This is a genomic window from Vibrio sp. R15-SG3-ISO1B (genome assembly GCF_059833835.1).
In genome coordinates this window covers 58,080-74,049 of the sequence record NZ_JCBDGG010000034.1, presented here as the reverse complement: position 1 = coordinate 74,049, position 15,970 = coordinate 58,080, and the positions used below count along the sequence as shown (strand labels likewise).

The following is a 15,970-nucleotide window of genomic DNA, read 5'->3' as shown; positions in this document are numbered from 1 at the left end:
ACGGGCTGCATCGCTTTAGGAAAATCCGAAAGCGATGCAGCCCGTTTTTGTTATCGCTACCATGTATAGCGTTACGCTTGTATGGCGTTACTCTTCAATTTTGTGCTCGCGGCCGAGCATCAACAAACACGGCGTCAGCACCAAGGTTAATACCGTTGCGAAGGCCAGACCTCCGGCTACCGCTGTCGCGAGTTGTGACCACCACTGCGTACTCGGCGCGCCAAACTCGATCTTCTGATTGAGCAGATCAATGTTCATTTCCAGCACCATAGGCAGCAAGCCAAGAATGGTCGTGACTGTGGTCAACATCACCGGACGCAGCCTTTGTACGCCGGTGCGCAAGATCGCTTCGCGTTTTTCCAAGCCACGTTTGCGCAGCTGATTGAAGGTATCAATCAAGACAATGTTGTTGTTCACCACTATACCCGCCAACGCTATCACACCAATGCCCGACATAATGACGCCAAACGGTTTTTGGAACACGATCAACCCAGCAAACACGCCTACCGTGGAGAAAAGAACCGCACTGAGGATCAAAAACGCTTGGTAGAAGCTATTGAACTGGGTGATCAAAATCAGCGCCATCACCACCAGCGCCACCATAAAGGCTTGCTGAAGGAAGGCCGATGAGTTTTCTTGCTCTTCGTTCTGCCCGCGAATTTTAAACTCAACACCGGAAGGTAAATCCAAACTGGCTAACGCTTGATTCACTTTAGGCAATTCCAGCGCCAAGTTGTAGCCTTCACGGATATCGGCAAAGATGTTGATTACTCGGTGGCCGTCAATACGGCGAATCGTATCTTGCTTGTGATTCGGGATAATGCTGGCAAAGTTAGTGATCGGCACCATGCCTGCCGCGGTTTTGACTTTCAATTGGTCAAAGCGGCCAATATCGCGCTTCTCTGCTGGGTAGCGCACTAAGATATCGACCTCTTCGTTCGCATCATCGGGCAAGTAATCACCCAATTTGAGACCATTGGTAACAAACTGAACCGTATTGCCCACCAGCGTAGCGTCCGCAAGAAAACGTGACGCATCATCACGGCGGATATCAATTTGCCAATCAATCCCCTCTTTACTGGAGGTATCACTGACGTTAGTGAAAGCCTCATAGCCATCGGCCCAATGACGGACCACTTTGGCCGCTGAGTCGAGTTCGGTCGGGATTCGCGCGGACATTTCGATCACCAAATCGTGCTCAACTGGCGGGCCCGCATCGGGAAATTTGTACTCAATCTCAACGCCGGCGTAGTGATCGGTTTGCGCTTTCAACTCTTCAATAATGGTTTTGACTTTACGACGGTATTGCCAATCCACTGGTGTGATTTGGATCTGGCCAATTTCATCATCGCCACCGGTTTTGGTATAGACGCTTTCAAACTCATCATGACCCAGCATCACCGCTTCGATATCGCGCATGATGACGTCTTTCTCATCCAATGAGAGATCACCATACGAACGTACTTTCACCGTGAAAAATGGCGGATCAACCTCAGGGAAGAACTCAGCCCCTAAGCCTGCTTTTGAGTACGCAAAGCCCACCCCCACCGAGAGCAAAATGGCGCTGAGCAGAATTTTCAACGGATGTTTTAGAGCAATATCCAGCGTGTGATAGTACAGCTTAGTAATACCGGTCGCTTGGCTAAAATCACCCTCGTGCAGCGCAACCATCTTCTCTCGCTGCGCTTTCGTCACATTTTGTGGACGTCCAATCAAACTGCCGAGCACAGGGACAAACAGCAGTGCCATTGCCAAAGAGGCCGCTAAGGTAGCGATCAAGGTCAAAGGCAGATACTTCATAAACTCGCCGGTAATGTCTGGCCAAAACAGCAGCGGTGCAAACGCCGCTAAGGTGGTCGCCGTCGACGCTGTGATGGGCCACGCCATGCGTTTAGCCGCATCACGATACGCATCGCGCCTTGGCGTCCCTTCCTGCATCCGTCTGTCAGCGAACTCGGTGACCACAATGGCTCCGTCGACCAACATGCCCACCGCCATAATCAGCGAAAATAGCACCACAATGTTGACCGTGAGGCCAAACACTGACAGCACCAACAAACCAGTTAGAAACGAGCCCGGTATCGACACCCCCACCAGCAAGGCAGTTCGCACACCAAGAATGGCGATGATCACTATCACCACCAAAATGATCGCCGACATGATGTTGTTTTGCAGATCATTGAGCATCATTTTGACATCATCAGACTGGTCGTAGGTGTATTTGACCAGCAGATTGCTTGGCCACTCATCGCGTTGCTGCGCTTCACTCATCACGGCTTTGACCAGTGCCACAGTATCGATGATGTTTTCTCCAGCGCGCTTTTTCACATCCAACACAATGGCCGATTTGCCATCTAACCGAGCGTAACTCTCTGGGTCACGAAATGCGCGGCGCACCGTTGCCACATCGCCAAAGGTAATCACCTGCTTGCCATCGACTTTGACCGGCAGCTCCAGCACATCCTTTAATGAGTCGAACACCGACGGCACCTTGACCGAAAAGCGGCCATAGCCCGTATCAACAAAACCGGCAGCGACCACGCGGTTATTCAGCGCTATCAGGTTATAAATATCCGCTTGATCTAGCCCGTAGCTTTCCATCAATAAGGGATCGACAATGATCTCGACGATGTCTTCGCGATCCCCGGCAATGTCGACTTCCAGAATCTGTCGATAGCTCTCTAGCTTATCTCGTAGCTGACGGGCGATTTGAACAATGGTTCGCTCAGGTACGGTGCCATACAGCACCACGGTCAACGCGGGCTCTTCAGAGGCCAATGTCACTTCGTTGACCGTAGGCTCATCACTGTCTGCGGGCAATTTAGGTTTGGCTAAATCCACCGCTTCACGTACGTCCGCCATTGCTTTGTTTAAATCCACACCGACACTGAATTCCAGCATCACTGACGCATGCCCTTCTGATGCGGTTGAGGTCATCTCTTTGACCCCTTCAATGGCGCGCAGCTCTTGCTCTATTGGGCGCACTAATAAGCGCTCCGCATCGGTGGGCGAAATGCCTTGGTGACCGACGGACACATAGATAATAGGAATGGTGATGTCAGGGCTCGACTCTTTAGGGATGGTGACATAAGTCATCACACCAGCGACCAAAATAAACAGCAACAACACCAACATGGTACGCGTACGCGACAGCGCCGCATCAATCACGGATAACATAGTGCGCCCCTATTGCTGTGAGGTGGAAGAGTCTGAAGAGGATGGTCGCGCCACCGCATTCACTTCATCACCGTCACGCACAAACCCTTGCCCAACAGTAATGATGTCAACCCGCTCACCTAGGCCCGTGAGCCATACGCCATCTTGCTCTGCCTTAACCAATTGAATCGGGACAAACTTCACCCGCTTACCCTGCAAGGTCTTCACGCCCAAATTGCCAGCTTCGTCGAGTGCCAACATAGCCGGCGTCACTTTGACCGCCAATTGCTCCGCTAGGTTTAAGGTCACTTCTGCGCTTACACCTGCGGGGATCGCTTGCTTAGGATTTTCTAGCTCGACTTCAATCGGAAACGTATTGGTAGAGGCGGAAGAGACACGGGAGATATAGCGGATCTTGCCAACCAACTGGTCGCCATGAATTAAGCTCACTTGCGCTTCTTGATCGAGAGACAGATCGCGAATATGCCGCTCGCTCACATCCGCTTCGATGACCAATCGCTCAAGATCAATCAAGGTCGCCACGGGGTCGCCAATACCAACAAAATCCCCCTGTTCAATAAAGAGGTGATCCACAATGCCATTGAACGGCGCACGCACGGATGTGTTCGCCAATGAGGTTTTGACATTGCTGACCATTGCCTTGGCTTCCACCAGCGCCGCTTGAGCAGTGGTAAATGCCACTTCCCCTTGCAGCCCTCTGTCTTTGAGCGATTGCGCAGCTTTGTACTCTTTCTCGCGCACTTGCAACATTGCCTGCGCTCGTTCGAGTTGGATTCCGAGATCGGCCTTATCAATCAGCGCAATGACCTGACCTTGGGTGACTGACTGACCTTTCTCAACCTGAAGTGAGACGATTTTACCGGCAATCTCTGCCCCTAAACGTGCTTGCTTGTTCGGTGCAGTGCGTCCATACAATTCAATGGTCTTGTGGGTATTTTGCGCCTCGAATGTCTGATAAGAGACCTTAGCAAGAGGGATGGGCGGCGCCGCACTGGCTGTTTCAGCTTCGTCTGCATTAGTCGCCCCCATACCTAACCAGACCGATAATCCGATCACAATCATCAGTGACACCAAGTAGGGTCTGACCGCGAAAAACCGCAACAGAGAGAATCTAGCCATGACAGTCCTTTGAGTTTTATTTTGTCGTGTTAATTTAGGATATAAATTAACCACATAAAAAGAAAACAGTGTGACAAGGATATTTAGCTGAGATCTCAGTTTCAGGAAAACGCCCCGTTATACGGGATTGTCAGCGATAAAATCAAACCGGCAAAAGCATTCTCATAAAACCATGCTAAAAAAACAAAGGCTGCTCAATCGGCAGCCTTTGTCGGTAGGAAAAGGAGTATGGGTTACACGCTAAAAGACGCACCACAACCGCAGGTCGTAGTCGCATTCGGGTTATTAACGAAAAAGCGCGAGCCTTCCAACCCTTCTGTATAGTCAACTTGACCACCGACCAAGTATTGCAAACTCATCGGATCCACCACTAAGGTCACGCCGCTATTCACAATGGTGGTGTCGCCTTCGTTAACACTCTCATCAAAAGTGAAACCGTATTGGAAGCCGCTACAGCCGCCCCCGGTGATGTAGACGCGCAGTTTTAGGTTTGGGTTTTCTTCTTCTGCAATCAGAGCACCAACTCGCTTCGCTGCGGCATCAGAAAATGTTAGTGGGATATTTACTTCGCTCACGATGACCTCTCTCACTCGTGTCAACCCAACAGCTTTCGCGCTGGATGGTTCATCTTTATATAATAGCCACGATTATCTAATACCTGAGTGAAGCGTTCAAGTATTCACCATCTTTGCCCGAGTATTTTTAACAATTTCGCCGCTTCGTGATGAAAAACTCCCCGTTCTGTGGTGGAAAGCGTTTTAATCGCATCAGTGGGGCAGGTACAATGCGAGGCAAATTGGTCCGAGCAATCAGAAGAGGATATCCCAATGACCAAATCAGCCGAACTGTATCAAAAGGCACAGCAAACAATCCCAGGCGGCGTGAACTCTCCTGTTCGTGCGTTTAATGGCGTGGGCGGAGCACCGATTTTTATCGAGCGAGCCGATGGCCCTTTGATTTTTGATGCGGATGGCAAAGCGTACATCGACTACGTTGGCTCTTGGGGTCCAATGATTCTTGGTCACAACCATGTGGCGATTCGTGATGCCGTGATCACCGCAGCGCAGCGCGGTCTCAGCTTTGGCGCGCCGACGGAAATGGAAATCACCATGGCGGAATTGGTCAGCGAGTTGGTGCCATCAATGGAACAAGTGCGCATGGTCAGCTCGGGTACTGAAGCAACCATGAGTGCGATTCGTCTTGCACGTGGCTTCACAGGCCGAGACAAAATCATCAAGTTTGAAGGTTGCTACCACGGTCATGCCGACAGCTTGCTGGTCAAAGCGGGCTCTGGTGCGCTGACACTCGGTCAACCAAGCTCGCCTGGCGTACCGGCTGATTTTGCCAAGCACACCCTAACAGCAACGTTTAACGACCTTGATTCTGTACGCGAACTGTTTGCAGCCAACCCAGGTGAGATCGCCTGTATTATCGTTGAGCCTGTGGCAGGCAACATGAACTGTATTCCACCTGTTGATGGCTTCCATGAAGGGCTGCGTGAGATTTGTGATCAAGAAGGTGCCTTGCTGATTTTTGATGAGGTCATGACAGGTTTCCGCGTTGCCCTTGGCGGCGCACAAGGCCACTACAACATCAAGCCAGACCTCACCACACTGGGTAAAGTGATTGGTGGCGGTATGCCTGTGGGCGCCTTTGGTGGCCGCAAAGACGTCATGCAATACATTGCGCCAACAGGGCCGGTTTACCAAGCGGGCACACTGTCCGGCAACCCAGTCGCGATGGCAGCGGGTTACGCCTGTTTGTCGGTTCTGCGTGAAGAGGGCAATGAAAAACGCCTAGCGGCAAAAACCAAGCAGCTGGCTGACGGCTTTAAAGCGTTGGCTGCCGAGCACGGCATTCCGCTGTTGGTCAACCAAGTGGGCGGCATGTTCGGTTTCTTCTTTACCGATCAAGAACGCATCACCTGCTACGAAGATGTGACGCGCTGTGACATCGAGCGCTTCAAGCGCTTCTTCCACTTGATGTTAGAACACGGCGTCTACCTTGCCCCATCGGCGTTCGAAGCGAGCTTCACCTCTCTCGCTCACGGCAGCAAAGAGATCGAAGCAACGCTTGAAGCGGCGGATCGCTGTTTCGCTCAGCTTGCGCAAGAAGCCTAATCGCATCTAGGCGGCATTGCGGTCCTAATGAAAGGCAAAGAGAAAGGCTGCATCGCGCAGCCTTTTTTATGCCCGTAGAATCATCGCCAAAAGAAGAGCACGGTGACCACCAGCGCGAGTATAAACAGACCAAACCAAGAAAGTCCACGACGCTTTGCTCGTGTAGGGCAATCACCGTTCTCATTATTACAACAGCCCATCATTTTTCTCCTTACATCGCCACCTTAACTGGCGCTGTGCACGTTAGTGATTGAAGCTTGAAGGGTTTAACGCCATTATACGACTACCTTGTTGCATAAATGGACGTCATCGTGTCAAACAAAGTTACCATCACTTCGAGTCATTGGGTATTGATCCTCGCCTTGTTAGCGGCCGGATTTGCGTGCTATCTGTTAGTCGAACCCTACGTCAACTCCATCGTCATGGCGTTTATCATCTCCATCCTCATGTTGCCGATTCATCAGGCTCTTGAGCGTAAAATGCCCAAGCACAACAATGTCGTCGCCCTACTCTCCTGCGTGATTTTGACCTTCATTATCGTCGTCCCTCTGCTGTTTGTGTTTGCTGCGATTGTACAGCAAGGCTCGGCCTTTTCACAAAACGTCTATCAATGGGTCACGCAAGGTGGGATTCAAGCGTTATTTGAGCATCCTTGGGTTGTCAAAGGCTTATCTATCGTCAACAACTACCTCCCCTTTGATGCGATTGAGCCCTCGCAAATCGCCCAAAAAGTGGGCCAGTTTGCCACCCGTTTTGGCTCCAACTTGGTCGGCATCAGCGCGAAAATTTTAGGTGATGCCACAACCTTCTTGATGGATTTCTTCCTCATGCTGTTTGTACTGTTTTTCTTGTTGCGCGATCGCGAGAAGATCATTGGCGCCATTCGTCATATCCTGCCGCTTTCACGCAGCCAAGAAGACAAATTGCTTGATGAGATAGAACAGGTATCCAAATCGGCGGTGATGGGATCGTTTTTAACCGCTATTGCGCAAGGGGTAGCAGGCGGCATCGGCATGTGGTTGGCGGGATTCCCGGGTTTGTTCTGGGGCACCATGATGGGGTTTGCATCGTTTATCCCCGTCGTCGGTACTGCCCTGATTTGGATTCCTGCCGTGAGCTACCTATTTTTAAGTGGCGATACCACTTGGGCGATTTTCCTCACGGTGTGGAGCGTTGCGGTGGTGGGCTCCATCGATAACTTACTCAGACCTTTGCTGATGCAAGGCAGCGCGGGGATGAACACGCTCATGATCTTTTTCTCCCTGCTTGGCGGCATCCATCTATTTGGTTTGATTGGCTTAATCTACGGTCCGCTGATCTTTGCCGTGACCATGGTGTTGTTCAACATCTATGAGGAAGAGTTTCAAGACTTTCTCGACCGCCAAGATCAAAACTGACCTCACGTCTAATGCTTAGTATGACTGGGCGCTTGGTATCATCGGGGGATTGTGCGAAAATCCCCCGTCTTTTTCCGTCAGAGCTCATTATGTCTGCTTACATCGCGCCTAGCCAAATTGCCCAACGTCAACTCGCTTACTTTGAAGGTAAACACGTCTTAGTGGCAGGAGAATCCGAAGATCTCTTTCCCATTGAATTGGCCAACCACTGCCAATCGGTCACCGTATTCACCACCCACTATGGCTACTATCGCCAGTTGAGTGCGCATACCACCATAGATTGTCAGTTTGGCGTGCAATACGAACCCAAAGACGAGAATAAAGCGCCAGCGGATTTAGTGCTGCTGTACTGGCCAAAAGCCAAAGCGGAAGCAGAATACCTACTGGCAATGTTGATGGCCCAATTGGGCGAAGGGTGCGAAATCGTCGTTGTTGGGGAAAATCGCTCAGGCATTAAAAGCATCGAAAAGATGTTCAAGCCCTACGGCACAATCCGCAAATATGACTCAGCACGCCGCTGCTCCTTCTATTGGGGTCAATGCACACAAACTCCCCCAGCGTTTCAATTGGACGCTTGGTTTAAGCGCTATGAAGTGAGCTACCAAGAGACGCGCCTGACGATCCACAGTTTGCCTGGGGTATTCAGTCACGGTGAGTTTGATATTGGCAGCCAACTGCTGCTTGATACCCTGCCGCCACTCAGCGGAAAAGTACTCGACTTTGGTTGTGGCGCGGGCGTGATTGGCAGCGTGATGGCTGCACTCAACCCTGGTATAGAGCTAGAGATGTGTGACATCAGCGCCCTTGCCGTGGCGTCAAGCCAAGCGACCTTAGCGGCCAATGGTTTAACCGGGCGTGTGTTTGCGTCCGATATCTACTCTGATACCGATGATGACTATCAATTTATCATCAGCAACCCACCGTTCCACTCAGGCCTTGATACCAGTTACAGCGCAACCGAGACCTTACTAGAGCAAGCGCCCACTCACCTTAATCGCCAAGGGGCGCTGTTTATTGTCGCCAATAGCTTTCTCAAGTACCCGCCGATTATCGATGCCGCCTTCGGTAAATGCGAGACACTAAATAAGACCAACAAGTTCGCTATTTATCACGCCAAACGCTAGCCTATCTCGCCCAACCTCGCTCAGAAGTTGGGCTATTTTGTCCTCTTTTCGTTGAAAATGCGCCGCTAACCACGCTTTGCGGGCAACTTACTTGTCAAAGTAAAAAAACTCGTTAAATTTGTCAGTTTAAGAAATTAACGTTTTTAGCCATAAGCCCCCACGACATGTTTAAGTTGTATAAAAAGCAAAGATTTAAGCGTCTTCAAAACACGTTAATGTTGGCATTTTTGGTACTGAGCATCACGCCGTTGACTTTGATGGCCATCTTTTTTCTCCAATCTCATACCAAAGATCTGCAAGAGCAAAGCACCTACCACCTCACCTCAGTGCGCGATACCAAACAGCAGCAGGTTGAGGATTACCTCTACGCCAAAGAATCGGAAGTCATGGGCTTTGTTCGCTCAGAACTGGCCTACGCCAGTGGTGGTCGCTTTTACGGCTTAGTCAACGCCTTTCAAAGCTTGGGCTTGGATATTGAACAAGCACGCGAGTACGCACAAAAACGCTATATTCCTGGCTCCGGTGATCAAATAAAAACCTCGATTTTGCCTCAGTCAAGTGTCTACACAGGTACAGAGCGCTATCGCCTACTGCACAAACGCTACCATTGGGCGTACCTAGAGCTGCTCAAACGCTCCGACTTTGACGATATTCTGCTGGTTGACCGCGAAGGTAATGTCACCTACTCCATTTACAAGCACGACAACTACGGCACTAACCTGCTCAGCGGCCGCTACAAAGACCAAAATCTCGGTAAAACCTTTCAAGCCCTGCGCAAGCAAGTGACCGAACGACGCAAAACCAACGAAGATTACACCCCGGTGATTATCTCTGACTTTTCTCTCGAACAAGGTCGCATGGTGGCGTGGTTTGGTGCACCCATTGTTCAACAAGGCTACCTACACAGCTATGCGATGTTTCGCCTCCCCAATAATGGCATCACCAAACTCATCGCGGACAAAAGCAATCAGGTGGCAATCAAAACCTTATTGGTCGGCCAAGATCACCGCTCGCGCACCCTCTCTTACGATGAGAGCGAGGTCGAAAAAAGCCTTGAGGTGGTCAATTTGGCCCTAAGCGGGGAAAATGCCGTTGGCACCTACACCAATGCCAATAACGAGTCGATGTTTGCCGCGTACACACCGATTGAAGTCAACGGCATTCATTGGGCTATGGTGGTTGAAGTGCCGATGAAGGTCGCCTTTGCTCGCGTCAATCAGTTAGAAACCCTGTTTATTCTCGCCATGTTAGGTGCCATCGTCTTAGTTGTCGTCGCCTCACATTACCTGTCCAACTTCATCACTTCGCCGCTGCTGCAACTGACCTGGTCGGCGGAAAAAGTCTCGGCGGGTGACTTAGAAGCGGACATTAACAACACCAACCGTAAAGATGAGATTGGCCGACTTGCGGTCAGTTTCGAGCGCATGCAGCGCTCCATTCGAGAGAAAATTCAGTTAATTAAAGAGCAAAATGAAGAGCTCGAAAGCCATCTGAAACTGATCAAAAAGCAAAATGAAGAGTTACAGCTCGCCAATAAACTCAAAGATGAGTTTTTAGCCACCACCTCTCATGAACTCAGAACGCCGCTGCATGGCATGGTTGGCATCGCCGAAGCGCTGATCTCGGGCGCTAATGGCCCGATCACCTCAGATCATAAATATCAGCTAGAGATCATCATCAGCAGCGGCCAGCGTCTCGCGACCTTGGTCGACGATCTGCTCGATTACCATAAGATGCGCTATGGCAATCTCGATATAGAAACCAGCGCGGTAGATCTCTCTTCTGCCACTCGCTTAGTGCTTGAGCTCTCATCGCACCTACTGGGCAACAAACCGATTCGAATCATCAATCAGGTCCCTGTTGAGCCGGTTTGGGTCAGTGCCGATCCGCAACGCCTCGAACAGGTGCTCTATAACCTAATTGGCAATGCCATCAAATACACCAGCGAAGGGAAGATCGTTATCTCAGCCAGCGTGGTGGATGATCAAATACGCGTGCAAGTGGTAGATACCGGTCAAGGTATTCCCGCCGATCAACTGGAACACATTTTTGAGCCACTCATTCAAGCAGGCAGTGACGCCCATCGATACCGCCAAGGGGCGGGGCTTGGTCTGTCGATCAGTCGTCAATTGATCGATTTAATGCACGGCAATCTGTACGTCAGCAGCCAGCCCATGGTGGGGACGACCTTCAGCTTTACACTCCCGGTGGCAAGCGACGAACAAATTGCCCAAGCCAATCAGACCGTACTGCCTCACTTTAAAGCGCCTGATAATACTGAGATCGAGCTGCCTGAAATATCGAGTTTGCCAGAAAATCCAGACGGTCAGTTGCTACTGGTGGTCGACGATGAACCGGTCAATTTGCGGGTGCTTGATAGCTTCCTGCGCCTTGAAGGCTATCGTGTACGCTGCGCGAAAGATGGCCAAGAAGCGTTGGAAGCCTTGGATGCAGAGCCACCACAACTGTTGCTGCTCGACATCATGATGCCCGGAATGAACGGCTATCAGGTGTGTGAAAAAGTGCGTCAACAATACGACCACGCCGCGCTGCCGGTGATCATGTTGACGGCGCTTAACCAAAGCGACGATCGCGTCAAAGGCTTCAATGCGGGCGCGAATGACTACCTATCCAAACCTTTCAACAAGCAAGAGTTGGCGGCGCGCATTCAAGCCCACTTGACCGCCAGTAAAGCGGAGCTGCGTCGACAAGAGAACCAGCAGCTGCAAATCGAGTTAAAACGACGGGCAGCGGTCGAAGCCAGCTTACTGGAAACGCAAGGACGACTGCTCGAGCAACTTGAATCGGCCCCTGAAGCCATCATTTGTGTGCGTGAAGATGGCAAAGTGCGCTTTGCCAATGAAGCGGCTTCACGCCTCTTCCGCCGCTCTGCGGAGCAGCTCAAACGCTCAAACGCAGACGAGCTTATTGCGCCAAAATACCTTAGTGTCAAACAAGATCACTACTGCGGCACTATCGATGTCTATGTAGAAGATGTTCGTCAGCATATCTCCGCCGACATCCTGCGTATGCCTGAGGGCTCCGACCTGCGCGCCATGTACATCTTCAATGTGGGTGGCAGTGTCAATGCCACTCGTATCCACAACCTAGAGACGGCCATTGAGGCACTCTCTACCTTTGCCTTTGAAGGCGACAAGGCCAAACTGCAAGAACTCAAAGAGCTCGGTGGCGAATTTACTCGTTTAGCCGAGCGCGTCAGCGGTGACAATAAATCCAAGCAAGATCTGATGCGCGAAGTCTTGGTCGATGCCATGACTCAAGCGTTAGACTATTGGGAGAGCGTGACCGGTCAGACGAAATTCGCCTTCGCTGAACAAAGTGGGTTGTGGCGCGTCTATTTAGACCGCAGCACACTGCAAACTCGTACATTAGACAAATACCTACGAGTTGAAACACTGCCTAAAACGCCACGCTGGCGCACGGTATTAAGCTCGCTCGATTACATCTTGGAGCACTGCCAGGAACGCAGTCCACAGCGCGAACATATCGAAGAATTGCGCGATAAATTGCATCACTTATTGACCAACTAAGCTGATTGAGCCCGCTGCCTAGCGGGCTTTTTTCTGCCCTGAAAAACACCCTTCCTCACGCCTCAAATAGTTACTACACGGCGTAAAAAAACCATGATAGCCAGGTTATTTCTCTCGTGTGATGCGGCAAAATATCGACGATTAACACGTTCAAATACCGGCAAGAAGGAATTATTACGGAAGTTTGCGAAGCCAATCACAACAGAACGGCAGATTATAATTAACGGGGTAAATTAACCCAAATCTGGGCACGTGACCAAGATCTCAATCAAAGCAAGCCCCGTCAAAAAGAATTTATTAAAAGATCCTACGCGATAGTATGCACTTACAAACACACCAAGCATGGCGCTTTTCTGCGATAGACTTCAAAGCAAAAAATTGATTAAATTTAAAACAATTACTGTGTTTTTTAACGGTTTTAACGAGTCATTGATTGGTTTTAACGTTTTTAACGGGAAAGAGGATTGCACGTTTTCCGCTTCCGGTGTTTTCTTACTGTGCCTAAGGCCTACAGGCCACTCTGGCTGACTAGGTCCTCCGTCTTGGTCAGCACCAATCTGAGGTAGGCCTTAGTGAGTGTTTATCAATTGATGACATTCCAACCATTGTGAAATGAAAGCAAATAGTAAGGAACAGCTATGCTTGCCAACATTAAGAAAACAGCACTAGCAACCGCGATTATCGCAACTGCAACTACAGGTTTTGCATCAGTAGCAACAGCGGCAGAGCGCAGTGAGCTAACCGTCCACCCTAAAGAGTTCACGACCTTTGTTCGTAACTTCAACCCGTACCTAGGTGCGACCAACCTTCACACCACAACAGACTTCATGTATGAGCCACTCGTTGTCTTCAATGAGATGCACGGCAACACACCTGTGTTCCGTTTGGCAGAAGCGTACAAGATGTCAGACGACCTAATGAGCGTCACTTTTGACATTCGTAAAGGCGTGAAATGGTCTGATGGCGAAACATTTGACGCGAACGACGTCGTGTTCTCTTTCAACCTAGTGAAAAACAAACCTGAACTGGACCAAAGCGGTATCAACTCTTGGGTTACTGGCGTTGAGAAAATCAACGACTACCAAGTGAAATTCCGCCTAACGGAAGCGAACTCAAACGTTCCTTACGAAATTGCAAAAGTGCCTGTTGTCCCTGAGCACGTGTGGAAAGACGTCAAAGATCCTGCGACATTTACTAACGAAAACCCTGTAGGTTCAGGTCCATTTACTGAAATCGACACCTTCACCGCTCAGCTCTACATTCAGTGTGCAAACCCTAACTACTGGGATGCCGACAACTTAGAGGTTGACTGTCTACGCGTTCCACAAATCGCGAATAACGACCAATTCCTAGGTAAAGTCGTGAACGGTGAGATGGACTGGACATCATCCTTCATTCCAGACATCGATCGCACGTACGCAGCAGCAAGTCCGAATCACCAATACTGGTACCCGCCAGCGGGCACACAAGCGTTTGTCGTCAACTACAAAAACCCAGATCCTGCCAAAAACGAAGCGTTGACGAATGTTGATTTCCGTCGTGCGTTCTCAATGGCACTGGATCGTCAAACCATCATCGACATCGCGTTCTACGGCGGCGGTACAGTGAATGACTTTGCCTCTGGTCTGGGTTACGCGTTTGAAGCTTGGTCTGATGAGAGCACTCACAACAAGTACAAAGGCTACAACACGTACAATGTGGAAGGTGCGAAAGAACTTCTGAAGAAAGCGGGCTTTAAAGACGTCAACAAAGATGGCTTTGTCGACACGCCATCAGGCAAATCGTTTGAACTATTGATTCAATCACCAAACGGCTGGACCGACTTTAACAACACAGTACAGCTTGCGGTTGAACAACTCGCAGAAGTGGGCATCAAAGCCCGTGCACGTACTCCAGACTTCTCTGTCTACAACCAAGCCATGCTTGAAGGGACATACGATGTGGCGTACACCAACTACTTCCACGGTGCAGACCCATACACTTACTGGAACAGTGCGTACAACTCAGCACTGCAATCGGGTGAAGGTATGCCGCGCTTCGCGATGCACTTCTACAAAAACGACAAGCTAGATGGACTACTCAATAGCTTCTACAAAACAGCGGACAAAAATGAGCAGCTAGAGATCGCTCACGGTATCCAGCAAATCATTGCCGCTGACCAAGTGACGATTCCTGTGATGTCTGGTGCTTACATGTACCAATACAACACCACTCGCTTCACTGGCTGGTGGAACGAAGAGAATCCAAAAGGCCGTCCAAACATTTGGGCTGGTATCCCAGAGCGTCTACTTCACGTACTGGACCTAAAACCAGTGAAATAAGTGAGTTTGCTTTGTCTTTGCGGCGTGCATCCGTACGCCGCTTAATCCCCAAAACTTTAAGTTGTTAAAGCTATGGCGCCCGTCGTCAGGGGATTTTTCGCTCAAAATTTTACGGTTTGCTTGAGCGACCTGAAACCAGAAACAGGAAAAATCTGGATAAGTAAGGTGTGAGTTATGGGTTACTTTTTAAGACGTTTGTCCTTTTATTTTGTCGCTTTGCTCGTTGCTGCGACGTTAAACTTTATTATTCCGCGCGCCATGCCAGGCGACCCCGTCACCATGATGTTTGCCAATGCATCGGTTCAAGTGACGCCTGAGCGTATCGCTGCTATGAAAGAGCTACTCGGCTTTGTCGAAGGCGGCTATCTCGCTCAGTACTACGCGTACATGAAAAACATTCTGAGCTGGGAGCTGGGTACTTCGATTCAGTTCTACCCACTATCGGTGAACAAGCTACTCGGCAGTGCCTTTGGTTGGTCACTGTTTCTCGCGGGTACCGCGGTGGTGATTTCGTTCTCACTCGGTTCTATCTTGGGCATTTTCGCCGCCTGGAAACGAGGCAGCAAATACGATGCGTTTGTCACGCCAGGCATGCTGATCATCCAAGCGGTGCCCCAAGTGGTCATCGCCATGATCGCCATGTTTGTCTTCGCCATCGGCTTGAAATGGTTCCCGACAAGCTATGCCTATACCGCAGGCACCATTCCCGACTGGACCAGCTGGGCCTTTATTAAAGATGTCGCCTATCACGCGGTTCTGCCCCTATTTTGTGCCTCTATCGTTCAGATCGGTGGCTTCTTGGTCAACATGCGTAACAACATGATCAACCTGCTCGCCGAAGATTACATCACCATGGCGAAAGGAAAAGGACTGAGCGAGAACCGAGTGGTCTTCAACTACGCGGCACGTAATGCGCTCTTACCAAGTGTTACCGCACTTTCGATGGCATTGGGTATGGCTATCGGTGGCCAGTTGATCATCGAAATCATCTTCAACTACCCCGGTCTTGGCTCTGTTCTATTTAACGCCATCAAAGCGCGTGACTACCAAGTGCTGCAAGGTCAGCTCCTGATCATGACGTTGTTTATGCTGTTCTTTAACCTTCTTGCCGACATGCTGTATGTCGTGCTCGATCCTCGCCTACGTAAGGGAGGGAAATAA

Annotated in this window: 9 protein-coding genes; 6 read left to right on the top strand and 3 right to left on the bottom strand. The window is 50.2% G+C overall.

The features are described from left to right. Positions 1-87: 87 nt before the first annotated feature. From AC6R0S_RS10325 to erpA, 3 genes are all read right to left on the bottom strand, one after another. A complete protein-coding gene (locus AC6R0S_RS10325; protein ID WP_500632731.1) occupies positions 88-3,177 on the bottom strand; it encodes an efflux RND transporter permease subunit in 3,090 nt (1,029 codons plus the stop codon). Between the two features lie 9 nt (positions 3,178-3,186). Further along, entirely contained in the window at positions 3,187-4,296 is a 1,110-nt protein-coding gene (locus tag AC6R0S_RS10320) for an efflux RND transporter periplasmic adaptor subunit (protein WP_500637858.1), read from the bottom strand. Positions 4,297-4,529: 233 nt separating this feature from the next. Beyond that, entirely contained in the window at positions 4,530-4,871 is a 342-nt protein-coding gene (gene erpA / locus AC6R0S_RS10315; RefSeq protein WP_038137912.1) for an iron-sulfur cluster insertion protein ErpA, read from the bottom strand. 252 nt (positions 4,872-5,123) lie between these two features. Between erpA and hemL the strand changes: the two genes are divergently transcribed. The 6 genes from hemL to AC6R0S_RS10285 all read left to right on the top strand — a co-directional run bounded on the left by hemL (position 5,124) and on the right by AC6R0S_RS10285 (position 15,970). Further along, the gene (gene hemL / locus AC6R0S_RS10310; protein WP_500632733.1) at positions 5,124-6,416 is read left to right on the top strand and encodes a glutamate-1-semialdehyde 2,1-aminomutase; all 1,293 of its coding nucleotides are present in this window, start codon (positions 5,124-5,126) and stop codon (positions 6,414-6,416) included. Positions 6,417-6,727: 311 nt separating this feature from the next. Next, complete coding sequence (locus AC6R0S_RS10305) at positions 6,728-7,813, top strand: AI-2E family transporter (protein ID WP_334553983.1); 1,086 nt, start codon at positions 6,728-6,730, stop codon at positions 7,811-7,813. An 89-nt stretch (positions 7,814-7,902) separates the two neighbouring features. Further along, positions 7,903-8,937 carry a 16S rRNA (guanine(1207)-N(2))-methyltransferase RsmC gene (rsmC, locus tag AC6R0S_RS10300; protein WP_500637857.1) on the top strand — a complete coding sequence of 345 codons (1,035 nt, stop codon included), beginning with the start codon at positions 7,903-7,905 and terminating at the stop codon, positions 8,935-8,937. A gap of 164 nt (positions 8,938-9,101) precedes the next feature. Next, positions 9,102-12,488, top strand: a complete 3,387-nt coding sequence (locus AC6R0S_RS10295) for a response regulator (protein WP_500637856.1) — start codon at positions 9,102-9,104, stop codon at positions 12,486-12,488. Between the two features lie 638 nt (positions 12,489-13,126). Beyond that, the gene (locus AC6R0S_RS10290; protein WP_334568394.1) at positions 13,127-14,809 is read left to right on the top strand and encodes an ABC transporter substrate-binding protein; all 1,683 of its coding nucleotides are present in this window, start codon (positions 13,127-13,129) and stop codon (positions 14,807-14,809) included. Between the two features lie 174 nt (positions 14,810-14,983). Further along, positions 14,984-15,970: an ABC transporter permease gene (locus AC6R0S_RS10285; RefSeq protein ID WP_334553976.1), complete on the top strand. Its 987-nt coding sequence runs from the start codon at positions 14,984-14,986 to the stop codon at positions 15,968-15,970.